Source organism: Seonamhaeicola sp. NFXS20, from assembly GCF_049132085.1.
GTDB lineage: Bacteria > Bacteroidota > Bacteroidia > Flavobacteriales > Flavobacteriaceae > Seonamhaeicola.
The window spans coordinates 181,641-194,828 of sequence record NZ_JAFMPU010000001.1 but is presented as its reverse complement, the minus strand read 5'-3'; the positions used below and the strand labels follow the sequence as shown (position 1 = coordinate 194,828).

Annotated in this window: 16 protein-coding genes; 8 read left to right on the top strand and 8 right to left on the bottom strand. The window is 31.7% G+C overall.

Features of this window, described 5'->3' with window-relative positions:
• Positions 1–43 precede the first annotated feature (43 nt).
• Positions 44–634 (top strand): carboxymuconolactone decarboxylase family protein, encoded by a 591-nt coding sequence (locus tag J1D01_RS00930; RefSeq protein ID WP_421149538.1) that lies wholly within the window; start codon positions 44–46, stop codon positions 632–634.
• A 25-nt stretch (positions 635–659) separates the two neighbouring features.
• Here the strand turns inward: J1D01_RS00930 and J1D01_RS00925 are convergent, their stop codons facing one another.
• Entirely contained in the window at positions 660–818 is a 159-nt protein-coding gene (locus J1D01_RS00925) for a hypothetical protein (protein WP_372936082.1), read from the bottom strand.
• A 304-nt stretch (positions 819–1,122) separates the two neighbouring features.
• On the opposite strand from J1D01_RS00925, the gene J1D01_RS00920 reads away from it, so the two are divergent.
• Positions 1,123–1,758 carry a toxin-antitoxin system YwqK family antitoxin gene (locus tag J1D01_RS00920; protein ID WP_421149537.1) on the top strand — a complete coding sequence of 212 codons (636 nt, stop codon included), beginning with the start codon at positions 1,123–1,125 and terminating at the stop codon, positions 1,756–1,758.
• A 90-nt stretch (positions 1,759–1,848) separates the two neighbouring features.
• Here J1D01_RS00920 and J1D01_RS00915 read toward each other — a convergent pair whose 3' ends face one another.
• The 5 genes from J1D01_RS00915 to J1D01_RS00895 form a co-directional block, all read right to left on the bottom strand.
• Positions 1,849–2,424 carry a uracil-DNA glycosylase family protein gene (locus tag J1D01_RS00915; protein ID WP_421149536.1) on the bottom strand — a complete coding sequence of 192 codons (576 nt, stop codon included), beginning with the start codon at positions 2,422–2,424 and terminating at the stop codon, positions 1,849–1,851.
• Positions 2,425–2,516: 92 nt separating this feature from the next.
• The gene (locus tag J1D01_RS00910; protein WP_372935828.1) at positions 2,517–2,861 is read right to left on the bottom strand and encodes a HopJ type III effector protein; all 345 of its coding nucleotides are present in this window, start codon (positions 2,859–2,861) and stop codon (positions 2,517–2,519) included.
• Between the two features lie 63 nt (positions 2,862–2,924).
• Positions 2,925–3,596 carry a 16S rRNA (cytidine(1402)-2'-O)-methyltransferase gene (rsmI, locus tag J1D01_RS00905; RefSeq protein ID WP_421149535.1) on the bottom strand — a complete coding sequence of 224 codons (672 nt, stop codon included), beginning with the start codon at positions 3,594–3,596 and terminating at the stop codon, positions 2,925–2,927.
• 9 nt (positions 3,597–3,605) lie between these two features.
• Positions 3,606–4,181 carry a pentapeptide repeat-containing protein gene (locus tag J1D01_RS00900; protein ID WP_421149534.1) on the bottom strand — a complete coding sequence of 192 codons (576 nt, stop codon included), beginning with the start codon at positions 4,179–4,181 and terminating at the stop codon, positions 3,606–3,608.
• 10 nt (positions 4,182–4,191) lie between these two features.
• Complete coding sequence (locus tag J1D01_RS00895; protein ID WP_372935834.1) at positions 4,192–4,935, bottom strand: hypothetical protein; 744 nt, start codon at positions 4,933–4,935, stop codon at positions 4,192–4,194.
• 109 nt (positions 4,936–5,044) lie between these two features.
• Here J1D01_RS00895 and J1D01_RS00890 point away from each other — a divergent pair, with 109 nt between their 5' ends.
• The 6 genes from J1D01_RS00890 to J1D01_RS00865 all read left to right on the top strand — a co-directional run bounded on the left by J1D01_RS00890 (position 5,045) and on the right by J1D01_RS00865 (position 11,621).
• Positions 5,045–5,692: a thymidine kinase gene (locus tag J1D01_RS00890; protein ID WP_421149533.1), complete on the top strand. Its 648-nt coding sequence runs from the start codon at positions 5,045–5,047 to the stop codon at positions 5,690–5,692.
• Positions 5,685–6,791, top strand: a complete 1,107-nt coding sequence (alr, locus tag J1D01_RS00885; protein WP_372935839.1) for an alanine racemase — start codon at positions 5,685–5,687, stop codon at positions 6,789–6,791. The genes J1D01_RS00890 and alr overlap by 8 nt, the downstream gene beginning before the upstream one ends.
• A gap of 67 nt (positions 6,792–6,858) precedes the next feature.
• On the top strand, positions 6,859–7,260 hold the full coding sequence (mscL, locus tag J1D01_RS00880; RefSeq protein WP_372935841.1) for a large-conductance mechanosensitive channel protein MscL: 402 nt from the start codon (positions 6,859–6,861) through the stop codon (positions 7,258–7,260).
• 142 nt (positions 7,261–7,402) lie between these two features.
• Entirely contained in the window at positions 7,403–8,392 is a 990-nt protein-coding gene (locus J1D01_RS00875) for an aspartate-semialdehyde dehydrogenase (RefSeq protein ID WP_372935843.1), read from the top strand.
• Between the two features lie 83 nt (positions 8,393–8,475).
• Positions 8,476–10,632 (top strand): prolyl oligopeptidase family serine peptidase, encoded by a 2,157-nt coding sequence (locus tag J1D01_RS00870; protein ID WP_421149532.1) that lies wholly within the window; start codon positions 8,476–8,478, stop codon positions 10,630–10,632.
• A gap of 74 nt (positions 10,633–10,706) precedes the next feature.
• Positions 10,707–11,621: an ABC transporter ATP-binding protein gene (locus tag J1D01_RS00865; protein WP_372935847.1), complete on the top strand. Its 915-nt coding sequence runs from the start codon at positions 10,707–10,709 to the stop codon at positions 11,619–11,621.
• On the opposite strand, the gene J1D01_RS00860 is transcribed toward J1D01_RS00865, so the two are convergent.
• Together J1D01_RS00860 and J1D01_RS00855 are read right to left on the bottom strand one after the other, a co-directional pair.
• Positions 11,614–12,063 (bottom strand): 3-oxoacyl-ACP synthase, encoded by a 450-nt coding sequence (locus J1D01_RS00860; protein ID WP_372935849.1) that lies wholly within the window; start codon positions 12,061–12,063, stop codon positions 11,614–11,616. The two genes, J1D01_RS00865 and J1D01_RS00860, sit on opposite strands and share 8 nt — an antisense overlap.
• Positions 12,064–13,173 carry an NAD(P)/FAD-dependent oxidoreductase gene (locus J1D01_RS00855; RefSeq protein ID WP_421149531.1) on the bottom strand — a complete coding sequence of 370 codons (1,110 nt, stop codon included), beginning with the start codon at positions 13,171–13,173 and terminating at the stop codon, positions 12,064–12,066.
• Between the last annotated feature and the right edge of the window lie 15 nt (positions 13,174–13,188).

The window sequence follows — 13,188 nt, the reverse complement described above, 5'->3', positions numbered from 1 at the left end:
TTTGTTTCTTGTAGTAGTCAAAAATACTACTTAAAAATTACATATGCCTTTAGTAACACCATTATCTGCCAACCACGATTTAGAAACCAAAAAATTAGCAGAATTCTTTAATGAAACCTTAGGATTTTGCCCAAACTCTATACTTACCATGCAGCACAGACCTGCTATAAGCAAAGCTTTTATAAATCTAAACAAAGCTGTAATGGCTAACGAAGGACGTGTAACTTCTGCCTTAAAACGCATGATTGCGTGGGTAAGTAGCAATGCTACTGGTTGCCGTTATTGTCAGGCACATGCTATTAGAGCTGCCGAACGTTACGGTGCAGAACAAGAACAACTTGATAATATTTGGGAGTATAAAACGCACCCTGCATTTAGTGAGGCAGAACGTGCTGCTTTAGACTTTAGTTTGGCAGCAAGCCAAGTTCCTAATGCTGTTGATGAAACCATTAAAAAACGGTTATATGAGTATTGGAATGAAGGCGAAATTGTTGAAATGCTAGGTGTAATATCATTATTTGGTTACCTAAACCGTTGGAATGACTCTATGGGAACAAGTATTGAAGATGGAGCTGTTGAAAGTGGCGAACAATACTTAGGTAAACATGGTTGGGATAAAGGGAAACATGGGTAAACCTTTTGCTAACATAGGGTGACAATTATAAAATCAATGCATCAACCTGACGCCTCAACTCTAGCAACATCTCAACCTCAAACCAAGGGTTTTTAGTTAACCAAAATCTATTACATCGTGATGATATGGTAAATACTCCACACAAATCATGCATTGCTTTTATATTTCTAAATGAATCATGCATTTTTTTGAGATTCTGAAATAAATTCATTACGACAATTGTAAGTTGTATTTGCAGCTAACAAATTTCTATCAAAACTTAAATATTTAAGAATTGTTTTTATAAAATTCCTAATATTTTCATGCCCTGTTCCGTTGTTGTTCTCTTACAAAAGCAAATAATTTACAAGACCCAGAGTTTTATTTAACATCATTTTTTATAAGTAAAGACCTATATAAAAAATACATTTCATCGGTTTTTTCTGCATAACATCTTGTTTTTTAAACATTTATTATTATATTCGTAGTAACCAAATTGCCAATTATATATGAAAAAAACTACAATTGCTGTTATAGCATTACTATTTTGTACGTTATTAAGTTTCTTTAATTGCAAAAATGAAACAAGTGATAACGGAATTAAATTTATTCCAAGAGACTCTTATATTGTTGATTTCCGTAACGGTGTTACAATATATAGAGATAAAATTTCTAAAAAGGTCATGAATGGTTACTATATTGTTGGTGACTCATCTAAAAAATGGGAAGAGTTTTCTGTAAAAGAAGGCCTTTTAAACGGGGATTATATTGTATACCATAACAATGGTAAAAAATTCACTCATTCTAAGTATTTTAAAGGGAAACTTCATGGTGAAGACTTGTTATATTATTCTTCTGGAAAACTAAAGAAATTTTCTGCTTATGACAGAGGAAATCTTATTGGAAAAGTCACTGAATATTATGAAGGCGGTCAAGTACGTTCTGAATCTAGAATGAAAGATGGCGAAATTACTTCTTCTTTAATTTTTAATGAAACTGGTGATCTGATATCTAAAATTTACGTTAAAAATAATGAAAAAATTATCCAAGAATTTAAAGACGGTAAATTACTTTCGGAAGAAACTATACCAAACTATAGTAGCGTAAATAAGGCTATAAGCATAAATGATATTGATAGAGAATAAACTATAAATAGATATTAGATTAGTTGAGAATTTTAAGTTTTTATATTCTAAAGTTTTATATAAACCTCCTATTTTTTGGGAGGTTTTCTTTTATATATTTACATAATTATTAACCCGCCTCCTCAACTCTGGCAGCACCTCAACCTCAAACCAAGAATTTTTAGTAAGCCAAAATCTATTACGTGGTGAGGGATGTGGTAATGGTAAAAATTTAGGTAAATACTCATTATAGTTTTTAACCGTTTCTGTGAGCGTTTTTTTTGCTGTTTTACCTAAATAATAATTTTGAGCATACATACCTATTAAAAGAATTAATTCAATATGTTTCAATTCATTAAACAACGGTTTATGCCATTGCGGAGCACATTCTGGTCTGGGTGGCAAATCGCCTGTTTTTCCTTTTCCTGAGTAACAAAACCCCATAGGAATTATGGCAAACTTGGTTTCGTTATAGAAGTCTTCATTTGAAACATCTAACCACGTTCTTAGTTGCTTTCCGCTGGCATCATTCCAAGGAATGCCAGAAGCGTGTACTTTAGTTCCTGGTGCTTGCCCAATGATTACAATTTTAGATTTTGGATGTGCAGATACAACAGGTTTAGGGCCTAATGGCAAATGCTCTTTACAAATGGTGCATTGTTTTATGTTTTGAAGTAAGTCTTTCATAAAAACTATAGCCGTAAAATTTCACTTATTCCTGTTTAAGAAAGCCCTAATATGAGATTCTGAAAAGAATTCTGAACGACAATTACAAAGCTTTATTTTTCTGTTAACGGATTTCCATCAAAACTTAAACCATCAAAACCTGTTTTTATAAAATTTCTAATGTTTTGATGCCCCGTTCCGTTGGGGTCTTTTAAAACATCACTAAAATAGTATTGCCCAAAACAAGCTAATGTTTCTTCTTTTGTAAAACCTTGTTTTTTTGCAAAAGCAAATAATTTGCAAGACCCTGAGTTTTGTCCTTCGGCATTATCAATATCACCATTTTTAAATGTTGTTGGCGTAAATGTATAGTTAGAATCTATGACTTCCATAGTTTCAGAAAACTCAATAGCTCTAGGGGTATTTTTTAGTTTTTCCTTAAAATCTTTTAAGTTCATTTTATATTTTTTATATGCTTCTGCTTCAAATATATTCGAAATATCATGAATGAAATAACAAACTTATTTTTTTCCGTTAACCACAATTACAATCTCACCTTTTGGTGGTTTATTTGTATAATATTCTAAAACTTCTTTTACTGTTCCTCTAACAGTTTCTTCATATAATTTGGTAAGTTCTCTTGATACAGAAACTAATCTGTCTTCACCAAAATACTCACAAAAATGCCCAAGAGTTTTTACTAATTTATGCGGACTTTCATAAAAAATCATGGTTCTGGTTTCTTCTGCTAAAAGTAATAAGCGGGTTTGCCTACCTTTTTTTACAGGTAAAAAACCTTCAAACACAAACTTATCATTTGGTAAGCCTGAGTTTACCAAAGCGGGTACAAAGGCTGTGGCACCAGGCAAACACTCTATTTCAATATCATTTTTAATACAAGCGCGTGATAGTAAAAATCCAGGGTCTGAAATGGCAGGAGTTCCTGCATCACTAATTAAGGCAATGGTGGTTCCTGCTTTTAATTTTTGAAGAACACTTTCTACTGTTTTATGTTCATTATGCATGTGATGCGATTGCATTGGGGTACTAATTTCAAAGTGTTTTAAAAGTTTACCCGATGTACGGGTGTCTTCAGCAAGAATTAAATCTACATCTTTAAGTACATCAATAGCCCTAAAAGTGATGTCTTTTAAGTTTCCTATTGGTGTGGGAACAAGGTAAAGTTTACTCATAAATAAATGCTAATCTGTTATTTTAATATTGTATTTAGTTAAAAGCCCAATAACAGATTGTAATGAGAATTTAGCATTTTCAATATTATTATTTTCTGGGTCTATAATAAAATTTATAGAGTTTTCAAGGTCTGCGCCTTTCAAATTTGTATTTTTAAAAGTAGCGTTTAATAAATCGCAATTGTCAAAAATAGAATCACTTAAATTACTTTCAGTAAAATCTACAGCATTTAATTTAGAATTTATAAATGATGTTTTTGATAACACCTTTTTATAAAATGAAGCATGATTAAGTTGGCAAGAATCTATTTTTATAGAGAAAGCAAAATCAGAACACTTTTCAAAATTAATACCTAACATTTTACAATCTTGAAATATGACATTTTGAAAACTTGTATTATAAATGTTTGCAGAACTCAAATTACAATCTATAAACTCACAATCTATAAATCTAACTGCTGATATATCAGAATTATAAAAATCACAATTTACAAATGTGCAAGCATCATATTCTCCTTTTTCTAGACGGTTTTTTGTGTAATTATTTTTTTTAAAAACCTCATCACCAATAAACCTTTCCTCCATTAATGCAGTACTATATAAATTTAGCTTCTATAATCTCTAAAAAGCGTTCTTCAAACTCTTCTTTTCCCTGCCAACCCTGATAATCTGGCTTCACAATATCTTGTATAAAACGTTTAGCTTCTGATAAAGATGTTGAAGTATTTATTTGAGAAATTACGCGGTCATAATCTTCAGGTTTACCATCAAATAAATGTTTTATAAAAGCTAGTTTATCATTAAGCCCTATGTTAAGTCCGCCACTTTTTAATTTATCGTTTAAAGATTTTTTATTCTCTTGCGCGCCATTTTTAACTTTAGAAACTGGTTCAAAAACAGGAGTTTCTTTAAAGTCTTTAGTTATTTCATCTAAATCATTATGTTTTGCAATACGCTCAGGAATAGCTTCTTCAAAAACAGTATCAATTTCTTGAGATTCATGAGGCATTTGGGCTACCATGTCTTTAATAGTTTCCATTAAAGGCTCTGATATGGCTTCTTCATTGTCATCATCAAGATTAATGTAAATTTTATCTTCAACTTCAATATTATCACTCACTTTATTGTTAAAAGCTGTATCTAGCATACCAAAAAATGATGAATTACTGCCAATAGTTGGAATAGCTTCATCAAAATTTTCATGAGCAAATTTTAAAACAGAGAGTTTTTCATAAACAAGTCTAGCTTCTTCATGCAACTTTACAACATCTTCTTTTCCTTTAAGTTTAAGAATCTTATGGGCTATACTTATTAACTCAGATTCTAATTTCTTTTTCATCTTACTACAATTTTAAAATTAATGCGTTGTGGGCTTTTGATTTTTAATAAATTTACGCCACCTTTATACAAAACGAAAAATTGCTTTGTTTTAGTGCTAAAATTACGAAATGTTTCTTGAAAATACAGTAAATCATAAAGAACAATTTGGATGGATTGAGGTTATCTGCGGATCTATGTTTTCTGGTAAAACCGAAGAGTTAATTAGAAGACTTAAACGTGCCCAATTTGCAAGACAAAAAGTTGAAATTTTTAAACCCGCTATTGATGTACGTTATGATGAAGATATGGTAGTCTCTCATGATGCCAACGAAATTAGATCTACACCCGTGCCTGCTGCTGCAAACATACCCATTTTGGCAGATGGTTGCGATGTAGTTGGTATTGATGAAGCCCAATTTTTTGATGATGAAATTGTTAGAGTTTGTAATGATTTGGCAAACAAAGGCATTAGAGTAATTGTGGCCGGTTTAGACATGGATTTTAAAGGCAATCCGTTTGGTCCTATGCCCAACCTAATGGCTACTGCAGAATATGTTACAAAGGTGCATGCTGTATGTACACGTACCGGAAATTTAGCCCAATATAGTTACCGTAAAGCTAAAAACGATAATTTGGTTATGCTTGGTGAGGTAGATGAATATGAACCTTTAAGTAGAGCCGCATTTTACAAAGCCATGATGCGTGATAAAGTAAGAAATATGAATGTTAATGACCCCCAAGAAATCACCAAAAACTCTAAAGATCAAAATGCCTAAAGCGCAAGAAACTGTACTTGAAATAGATTTAAAAGCACTTAAACATAACTTTGAGTATTTAAAATCAAAACTTAAACCCAACACTAAATTTTTAGCAGTTGTAAAAGCATTTAGTTACGGTAATGACTCCATAAAAATTGCTAATTATCTTCAAAATTTAGGAGCCGATTATTTTGCCGTTGCCTATGCTAGTGAAGGGATTGAATTAAGAAAAGCTGGTATTACTTTACCTATTTTAGTACTGCACCCACTTCCTGCTAATTTTAATGCTATTATTAATAATTGTTTAGAACCCAATATTTATAATGCCAAAGTTTTAAATGAATTTATTAAAGTAGCAACTTCAAAAAATTTAAGTAATTATCCCGTACATTTAAAATTTAATACAGGTTTAAATCGCCTAGGATTTGGGATAAATGATATAAATTATATTGTTTCAAAATTAAAGGAAACTAATGCCATAAAAGTAACATCTATCTTTTCTCATTTAGCTGCTAGCGAAGATTTAAATGAAAAAGAATTCACCTTAAACCAAATTAACACCTTTAAAACTATTGCTCAAAACTTTATTAGTTGTGTTGGGTACAACCCCATCTTACACATGTGCAATACTTCTGGTATTTTAAATTATCCTAAGGCTCATTTTGATATGGTTCGTAGTGGTATTGGGTTGTATGGCTTTGGAAATTCAGAAAAAGAAAACAAAAACTTAACCCCAATAGCATCACTAAAAACCATTATTTCTCAAATTCACACCATTAAAAAAGGAGACACCGTAGGCTACAACATGGCATTTAAAAGTAATGCTGATATTAAAACCGCCACCTTACCCATTGGGCATGCAGATGGCATTGGGCGTCAATACGGAAACGGTAAAGGTTATGTAATTATAAACGGGAAAAAAGCTCCCATAATTGGAAATGTATGTATGGATATGATTATGGTAAACATAACTGATATTGATTGTAAAGAAGGTGATGAAGCTATTATTTTTGATGCAAATAACACTGCCGAAAGTTTAGCAGAAACAGCCAATACCATTTCATATGAATTAATCACTGGGATTTCTAAACGTGTAAAACGTACTTTTTTAAAATAGTTTTACATAGTTTTTGGTGACTTTTTCATATTTTTAGCGTCTCACTAACTATAAATATATTATAATTATGCTTAAAGAATTCAAAGAGTTTGCAATGAAGGGTAACCTTGTAGACATTGCAGTAGGTTTTGTTATGGGAGCAGCTTTTAAACAAGTTGTTACATCATTTACAGGAGGTATCGTATCTCCATTAATTGGGTTGATTTTCAACGCAGACTTTAAAGATTTAAAATACAAACTTAAAGATGGTACACTAAATGATGCTGGAGAAGTGGTAGGAGATGTTTACTTAGAATACGGTACTTTTTTAACCCACGTTATTGATTTTATTATTGTAGCATTTGTAATGTTTATGGTTGTTAAAGGCGTTAACAAATTGAAGAAGAAAGAAGAACCAGCTCCAGAAGCTCCTGCAGGACCAAGTCAAGAAGATTTATTGGCAGAAATTAGAGATTTATTAAAGAAATAACTATGTGTTAAATATATAACAACTTGTTATTTGTTGTTAAAAAGACCTCGTTTTCAAAAAATTGAGGTCTTTTTTTTGGTTTAAAAGTATAATTAATGCCTAATTTTGTGCCCTCTAAAGTATAACAGTAAAAAAAGAAAAAATGAAAGTAGCTGTAGTTGGAGCCACTGGTATGGTTGGCGAAGTAATGCTAAAAGTTCTTGCAGAACGTAATTTCCCTGTAACAGAATTAATTCCTGTAGCGTCTGAACGCTCTGTAGGTAAAACAATCTCATATAAAGGAAATAATTACACGGTTGTTGGTTTAGAAACTGCTGTTTCTATGAAACCAGACATTGCGTTATTTTCTGCTGGTGGTAGTACATCTTTAGAATGGGCTCCTAAATTTGCTGAAGTTGGCACTAAGGTAGTTGATAATTCTTCTGCTTGGAGAATGGATCCAACCAAAAAATTAGTAGTTCCAGAAATAAATGCAGACCAACTAACAAAAGAAGATAAAATTATTGCCAACCCTAACTGTTCAACAATACAGTTGGTTATGGCATTAAATCCGCTTCACAAAAAATACAACATGAAACGTGTAGTTGTTTCAACATACCAATCAGTTTCTGGTACAGGTGTTAAAGCCGTACAACAGTTAGAAAACGAAATTGCAGGTGTTGAAGGTGAAATGGCTTACCCTTACCCAATAGGTAGAAATGCATTACCACATTGCGATGTGTTCTTAGAAAATGGCTATACCAAAGAAGAAATGAAATTAGCCCAAGAACCACAAAAAATAATGAATGATAGAACATTTTCTGTTTCGGCTACTGCGGTTAGAATTCCTACTGCTGGCGGACACTCAGAATCTGTAAATGTTGAGTTTGAAAATGATTTTGATTTAAATGAAGTACGCCAGTTACTTAGTGAAACTCCAGGGGTTGTAGTGCAAGATGATACCGCAAACAATTCATACCCAATGCCAATATATGCACATGATAAAGATGAGGTTTTTGTTGGTAGAATTCGTAGAGACGAAACACAACCAAACACATTAAATATGTGGATTGTAGCAGACAACCTTCGCAAAGGTGCTGCAACTAACACCATACAAATAGCAGAATATTTAATTGAAAATAATTTAGTATAATCCCGTTTTCATTAAAAGATTGTTAAAAGCTTCTGTGTTTTACAGAGGCTTTTTTATTTTTGGTAGAACTAAAAATACAATCAATGAAAAAATTACTAATTGCTACACTTAGCTTATCCTTATTTGTAGCTTGCAAAAAAGAAACTCCAACAAAAAAATTAATATCAGTGAATTACCCCGAAACCAAAACCGTAAACACCACAGACACCTATTTTGGCGAAGAAGTAAAAGATCCATACCGTTGGTTAGAAGATGATATGAGTGAAGAAACTGCTGCTTGGGTTAAAGCACAAAACACAACTACATTTAGTTATTTAGATAATATACCTTTTAGAAAAGATCTAAAAGAACGCCTAGAGCAACTTTGGAATTATGAAAAAGTAGGTGCTCCTTTTAAAGAAGGTAACTACACGTATTTTTCAAAAAATAATGGTTTACAAAACCAAAATGTAATTTATAGAACCAACAAAAACGGAGATGAAGAAGTATTTTTAGACCCTAATACCTTTTCTAAAGATGGTACCATTTCTCTAGGAGGTTTAAGTTTTTCTAAAGATGGTAGTATTTTAGCCTACTCTATTTCTGAAGGCGGTAGCGATTGGAGAAAAATAATCATAATGAATACCGAAACTAAAGAGATTGTTGAAGATACCTTAGTTGATGTAAAATTTTCACAAATTTCATGGTATAAAAACAATGGCTTCTATTACTCTAGTTATGATAAACCAGAAGGAAGTGAGCTTTCAGCTAAAACAGATCAACACAAAGTATATTATCACAAACTTGGTACATCACAAAAACAAGACAAACTTATTTATGGCGGTACCCCCAATGAAAAACATCGTTATGTTTATGCCAACGTAACAGAAGATGATAAATACCTCATAATTACACCACGTATTTCAACTACAGGCAACAAACTTTATATTAAAGATTTAACCAAGCCTAATAGCGCATTAATTACCGTTTTAAATAACACTAATAGTAATACATCTGTAATTGATACTAAAGGTTCAACACTATACCTAGTTACAAACTTAAACGCTCCAAACAAACGCTTGGTAAAAGTTGATATTACTAACCCAACACCAGAACATTGGGAAGATGTTATTCCTGAAACTAATAACGTTTTATCGGTTTCTACATCAGGCAAATATTTTATTGCAGAATATATGGTTGATGCTGTTTCGCAAGTAAAACAATATGATTATAATGGTACCCTAATTAGAGAGATTACACTTCCTGGTATTGGTAATGCTAGTGGTTTTGGAAGTAAAAAAGAAGAAACTACAGACTATTTTTCATTCACAAACTACAACACACCATCAAGTATTTACACACTTAATTTAGAAACTGGTGAAACAGAACTTTATTGGAAACCAGCCATAGCATTTAATAGTGATGATTACGAAAGTAATCAAGTTTTCTACACATCAAAAGACGGCACAAAAATGCCAATGATAATTACACACAAAAAAGGCATAGAGTTAAACGGAAAAAACCCAACAATTCTTTATGGATATGGTGGTTTTAACATTAGTTTAAATCCGTCATTTAGTATAGCTATGGCCGTATGGATGGAACAAGGTGGTGTTTACGCAGTTCCTAATTTACGTGGCGGTGGTGAATATGGTAAAAAATGGCATGATGCCGGTACGAAAATGCAAAAACAAAATGTTTTTGATGATTTTATTGCTGCTGGCGAATATTTAATTGAAAACAAGTACACAAGTTCAGATTACTTAGCCATTCGCGGCGGCTCTAACGGCGGATTATTAGTTGGTGCAACCATGACTCAAAGACCAGATTTGGCAAAAGTAGCGTTACCTGCTGTTGGTGTTTTAGATATGTTGCGCTACCATACATTTACCGCAGGTGCAGGTTGGGCATACGATTATGGTACTGCCGAAGATAGTAAGGAAATGTTTGAATACTTAAAAGGATATTCACCAGTGCATAATGTAAAAGCAGGCACTGAATATCCCGCAACTTTAATAACCACTGGCGATCATGACGACCGAGTAGTTCCTGCTCACAGTTTTAAATTTGCTGCCCAATTACAAAGCAAACAAGCAGGAAATAACCCCGTATTAATAAGAATTGAAACCGATGCAGGACATGGTGCAGGAACACCAGTAAGCAAAATCATTGAGCAGTATGCCGATATTTTTGGGTTTACACTTTATAACATGGGCTTTGAGGTACTGCCAAGTAAAACTCAGCAAAAAGTAAAGGAATAAATTATACCCAAAACAATATTTAAATCTGCTCAAAATTTGGGCAGATTTTTTTATACTATTTTTACACTTTAAATATGCTACAAGTAAAAAACATATGGTTTGGGTATGGTGATAAACCAACGTTGAAAAACATCAATTTTAACGTTGCACCTGGTGAGCATCTATCTATCATTGGTGAAAGTGGCTCAGGAAAAAGTACACTTATTAAACTAATTTATGGTGAATACGACCTGAATAAAGGCAGTATTTTTTGGAAAGACACACAAATTTTAGGACCTGCCTACAACTTGGTTATAGGGTACGATTTTATGAAATATGTAGCCCAAGAGTTTGATTTAATGCCATACACATCAGTAGCTGAAAATATAGGCACATTTCTTTCTAATTTTTATCCCGAAGAAAAGCAAGAACGTGTTAATGAATTATTAGAAGTGGTAGAATTAACTCATTTGGCAAATACCAAAGTAAAATTGTTAAGTGGCGGACAAAAACAACGTGTAGCACTTGCTAGAGCTATAGCTAAACAACCTGAAATTATTTTATTAGATGAACCTTTTAGTCATATTGATAATTTTAAAAAACAGTCTTTAAGAAGAAGTTTGTTTAAATACTTAAAAGAAAAAAATATTACTTGTATTGTTGCTACCCACGATAAAGATGATGCCATATCTTTTTCAGATAAAATGATAGTAATTAACAATAATAAGGTGATTGCTAGTGGTACACCAGAACAATTATATAATAATCCTAAAACACCCCTAATTGCATCATTTTTTGGAGAATTTAATATCATTGAACCTTATGGTATTGTTTATGCCAACCAAATTAAAGTAGTTGAAAAATCAGATTTAAAAGCTACAGTTAAACAATCTTACTATAAAGGAAACTTCTATTTAATTGAGGCTGATTTTAATGGGAAAAAATTTTTTTTTGAACATCAACATAAATTAGAAAAGAACATTAAAGTTTCTTTACTAATAGCTAAATGATATTATTAATAATAAATTTTTGATTTCTAAATATTACTAAATCTCCAACTGTTTTTCCAAGCAATAATTGCCCAATAGGTGTACTTGGTGAAATAGCAAAATAGATTTTATTTTCAATCTTTAACTCTCCTGCGCTAATAGCAATAAAATAGTTTAAGTTAGAAGTATATACAATACTTCCTAAACTAACAATACTAGATGATTTAGTTATGTCAATTTTAACAAGCGTTTCTTTTATTTTTTGAGCTTCGGCTAATTGGTTTCCTGCCTTTTCTCTTTCTAGCTGTAACATAGCTCTACCTGTTTCATGTTTATCGCCTGCAGTACTTTTGGTTTCTGCAGTTAAAGCTTTTTGAATTTCATTTATGGTAGCTTCAATGTTTTTAAACCTGTTTTCAATAAATGCTTCGCACTGTTTGTATAATTCTTCTTTTAAATTCATTTAAACTAAGTCGGCTAATTCTTTACCTATTAAGCTTCCAACTGCAATACCCATTCCGCCAAGGCGAACACCACAATAAGCATTATTACTTAACTGTTTTACAATAGCATCTTTGGTGTTTGCAACGCCCATAATACCGCTCCAGCTATAATCTATTTCAAAATTGGTTTTGGGCAAAATAACATGTTTTAAAAGTTCTTCTAACCTGTTTTGTATTAATGTAGTTTGACCAAACTCTGTTGTAGTTTCTTTTTTAAAATCAAGATTCCTCCCTCCTCCTAATAAAATTCTATTATCAATATTTCTAAAATAATAATACCCCTTATCTAAATGAAATGTGCCTTTAATATGAAGGTTTTCTATTGGCTTAGTTATTAACACTTGAGCTCTGGCAGGTTTTACTTTTTCTTTTATTAATTGAGATGCAAATCCATTAGTTGCAATAAATAATTTAGATGAATGAAATTCAAATTGATTGGTTTTTATTTTGATTAAATTATTACCTTCTAAAAAACTTTCAACTGCAATGCTATTGAGTATTTTAACTCCTTTTTTTAACACCAAACGTAATAAAGAAGTCATCATTTTGCCTGTGTCTATCTGAGCTTCAAACGCATTAAAAACATACTGATTGATAATATTTTTAAAACCAAATCTGTTGCTTTTTAAGGTATAAACTTCTCGATTAAAAATATGCTTTAACAGTTTATTGATTTCCTCTCTTTTTGAAATACATTCATGAAACAATTCATCTTCACTAAAGAATAGTTCGTACCCTCCATTTTGTATGAAATTGATGTTTGAATCTCCTAATGTATTTCTTAAAAGATGTAAACCATTTACGCGTTTTTTTACTAATGTTACTATTTCTTCTTCAGAATGTGTTTTTAAATCATCTAATATTTCGCTTAAACTTCCAAAACATGCAAAACCAGCATTTTTAGTGCTAGCACCTTGAGGTAAAATACCTTTTTCTAGTATTAATATATTGGCTTTTGGGTATCTATTTTTTAACTGTAAAGCACAATTAAGTCCTACAATACCACTACCTACAATTGTAAAATCTACATTAGTTAACCAGCTTTTTATTTCCCAATAAGACAAGTTCATGGTACTAATTTACTT

What these genes read in the sequence shown, in the direction of transcription:
- J1D01_RS00875 (WP_372935843.1), top strand. Translation starts at nt 7,403, where the DNA reads ATGAAAGTAGCTGTAGTTGGAGCCACTGGTATGGTTGGCGAAGTAATG.
- J1D01_RS00855 (WP_421149531.1), bottom strand. Translation starts at nt 13,173, where the DNA reads ATGAACTTGTCTTATTGGGAAATAAAAAGCTGGTTAACTAATGTAGAT.
- J1D01_RS00860 (WP_372935849.1), bottom strand. Translation starts at nt 12,063, where the DNA reads ATGAATTTAAAAGAAGAATTATACAAACAGTGCGAAGCATTTATTGAA.
- mscL (WP_372935841.1), top strand. Translation starts at nt 6,859, where the DNA reads ATGCTTAAAGAATTCAAAGAGTTTGCAATGAAGGGTAACCTTGTAGAC.
- J1D01_RS00870 (WP_421149532.1), top strand. Translation starts at nt 8,476, where the DNA reads ATGAAAAAATTACTAATTGCTACACTTAGCTTATCCTTATTTGTAGCT.
- J1D01_RS00925 (WP_372936082.1), bottom strand. Translation starts at nt 818, where the DNA reads ATGCATGATTCATTTAGAAATATAAAAGCAATGCATGATTTGTGTGGA.
- J1D01_RS00920 (WP_421149537.1), top strand. Translation starts at nt 1,123, where the DNA reads ATGAAAAAAACTACAATTGCTGTTATAGCATTACTATTTTGTACGTTA.
- J1D01_RS00915 (WP_421149536.1), bottom strand. Translation starts at nt 2,424, where the DNA reads ATGAAAGACTTACTTCAAAACATAAAACAATGCACCATTTGTAAAGAG.
- J1D01_RS00900 (WP_421149534.1), bottom strand. Translation starts at nt 4,181, where the DNA reads ATGGAGGAAAGGTTTATTGGTGATGAGGTTTTTAAAAAAAATAATTAC.
- J1D01_RS00890 (WP_421149533.1), top strand. Translation starts at nt 5,045, where the DNA reads ATGTTTCTTGAAAATACAGTAAATCATAAAGAACAATTTGGATGGATT.
- rsmI (WP_421149535.1), bottom strand. Translation starts at nt 3,596, where the DNA reads ATGAGTAAACTTTACCTTGTTCCCACACCAATAGGAAACTTAAAAGAC.
- J1D01_RS00910 (WP_372935828.1), bottom strand. Translation starts at nt 2,861, where the DNA reads ATGAACTTAAAAGATTTTAAGGAAAAACTAAAAAATACCCCTAGAGCT.
- J1D01_RS00895 (WP_372935834.1), bottom strand. Translation starts at nt 4,935, where the DNA reads ATGAAAAAGAAATTAGAATCTGAGTTAATAAGTATAGCCCATAAGATT.
- J1D01_RS00865 (WP_372935847.1), top strand. Translation starts at nt 10,707, where the DNA reads ATGCTACAAGTAAAAAACATATGGTTTGGGTATGGTGATAAACCAACG.
- alr (WP_372935839.1), top strand. Translation starts at nt 5,685, where the DNA reads ATGCCTAAAGCGCAAGAAACTGTACTTGAAATAGATTTAAAAGCACTT.
- J1D01_RS00930 (WP_421149538.1), top strand. Translation starts at nt 44, where the DNA reads ATGCCTTTAGTAACACCATTATCTGCCAACCACGATTTAGAAACCAAA.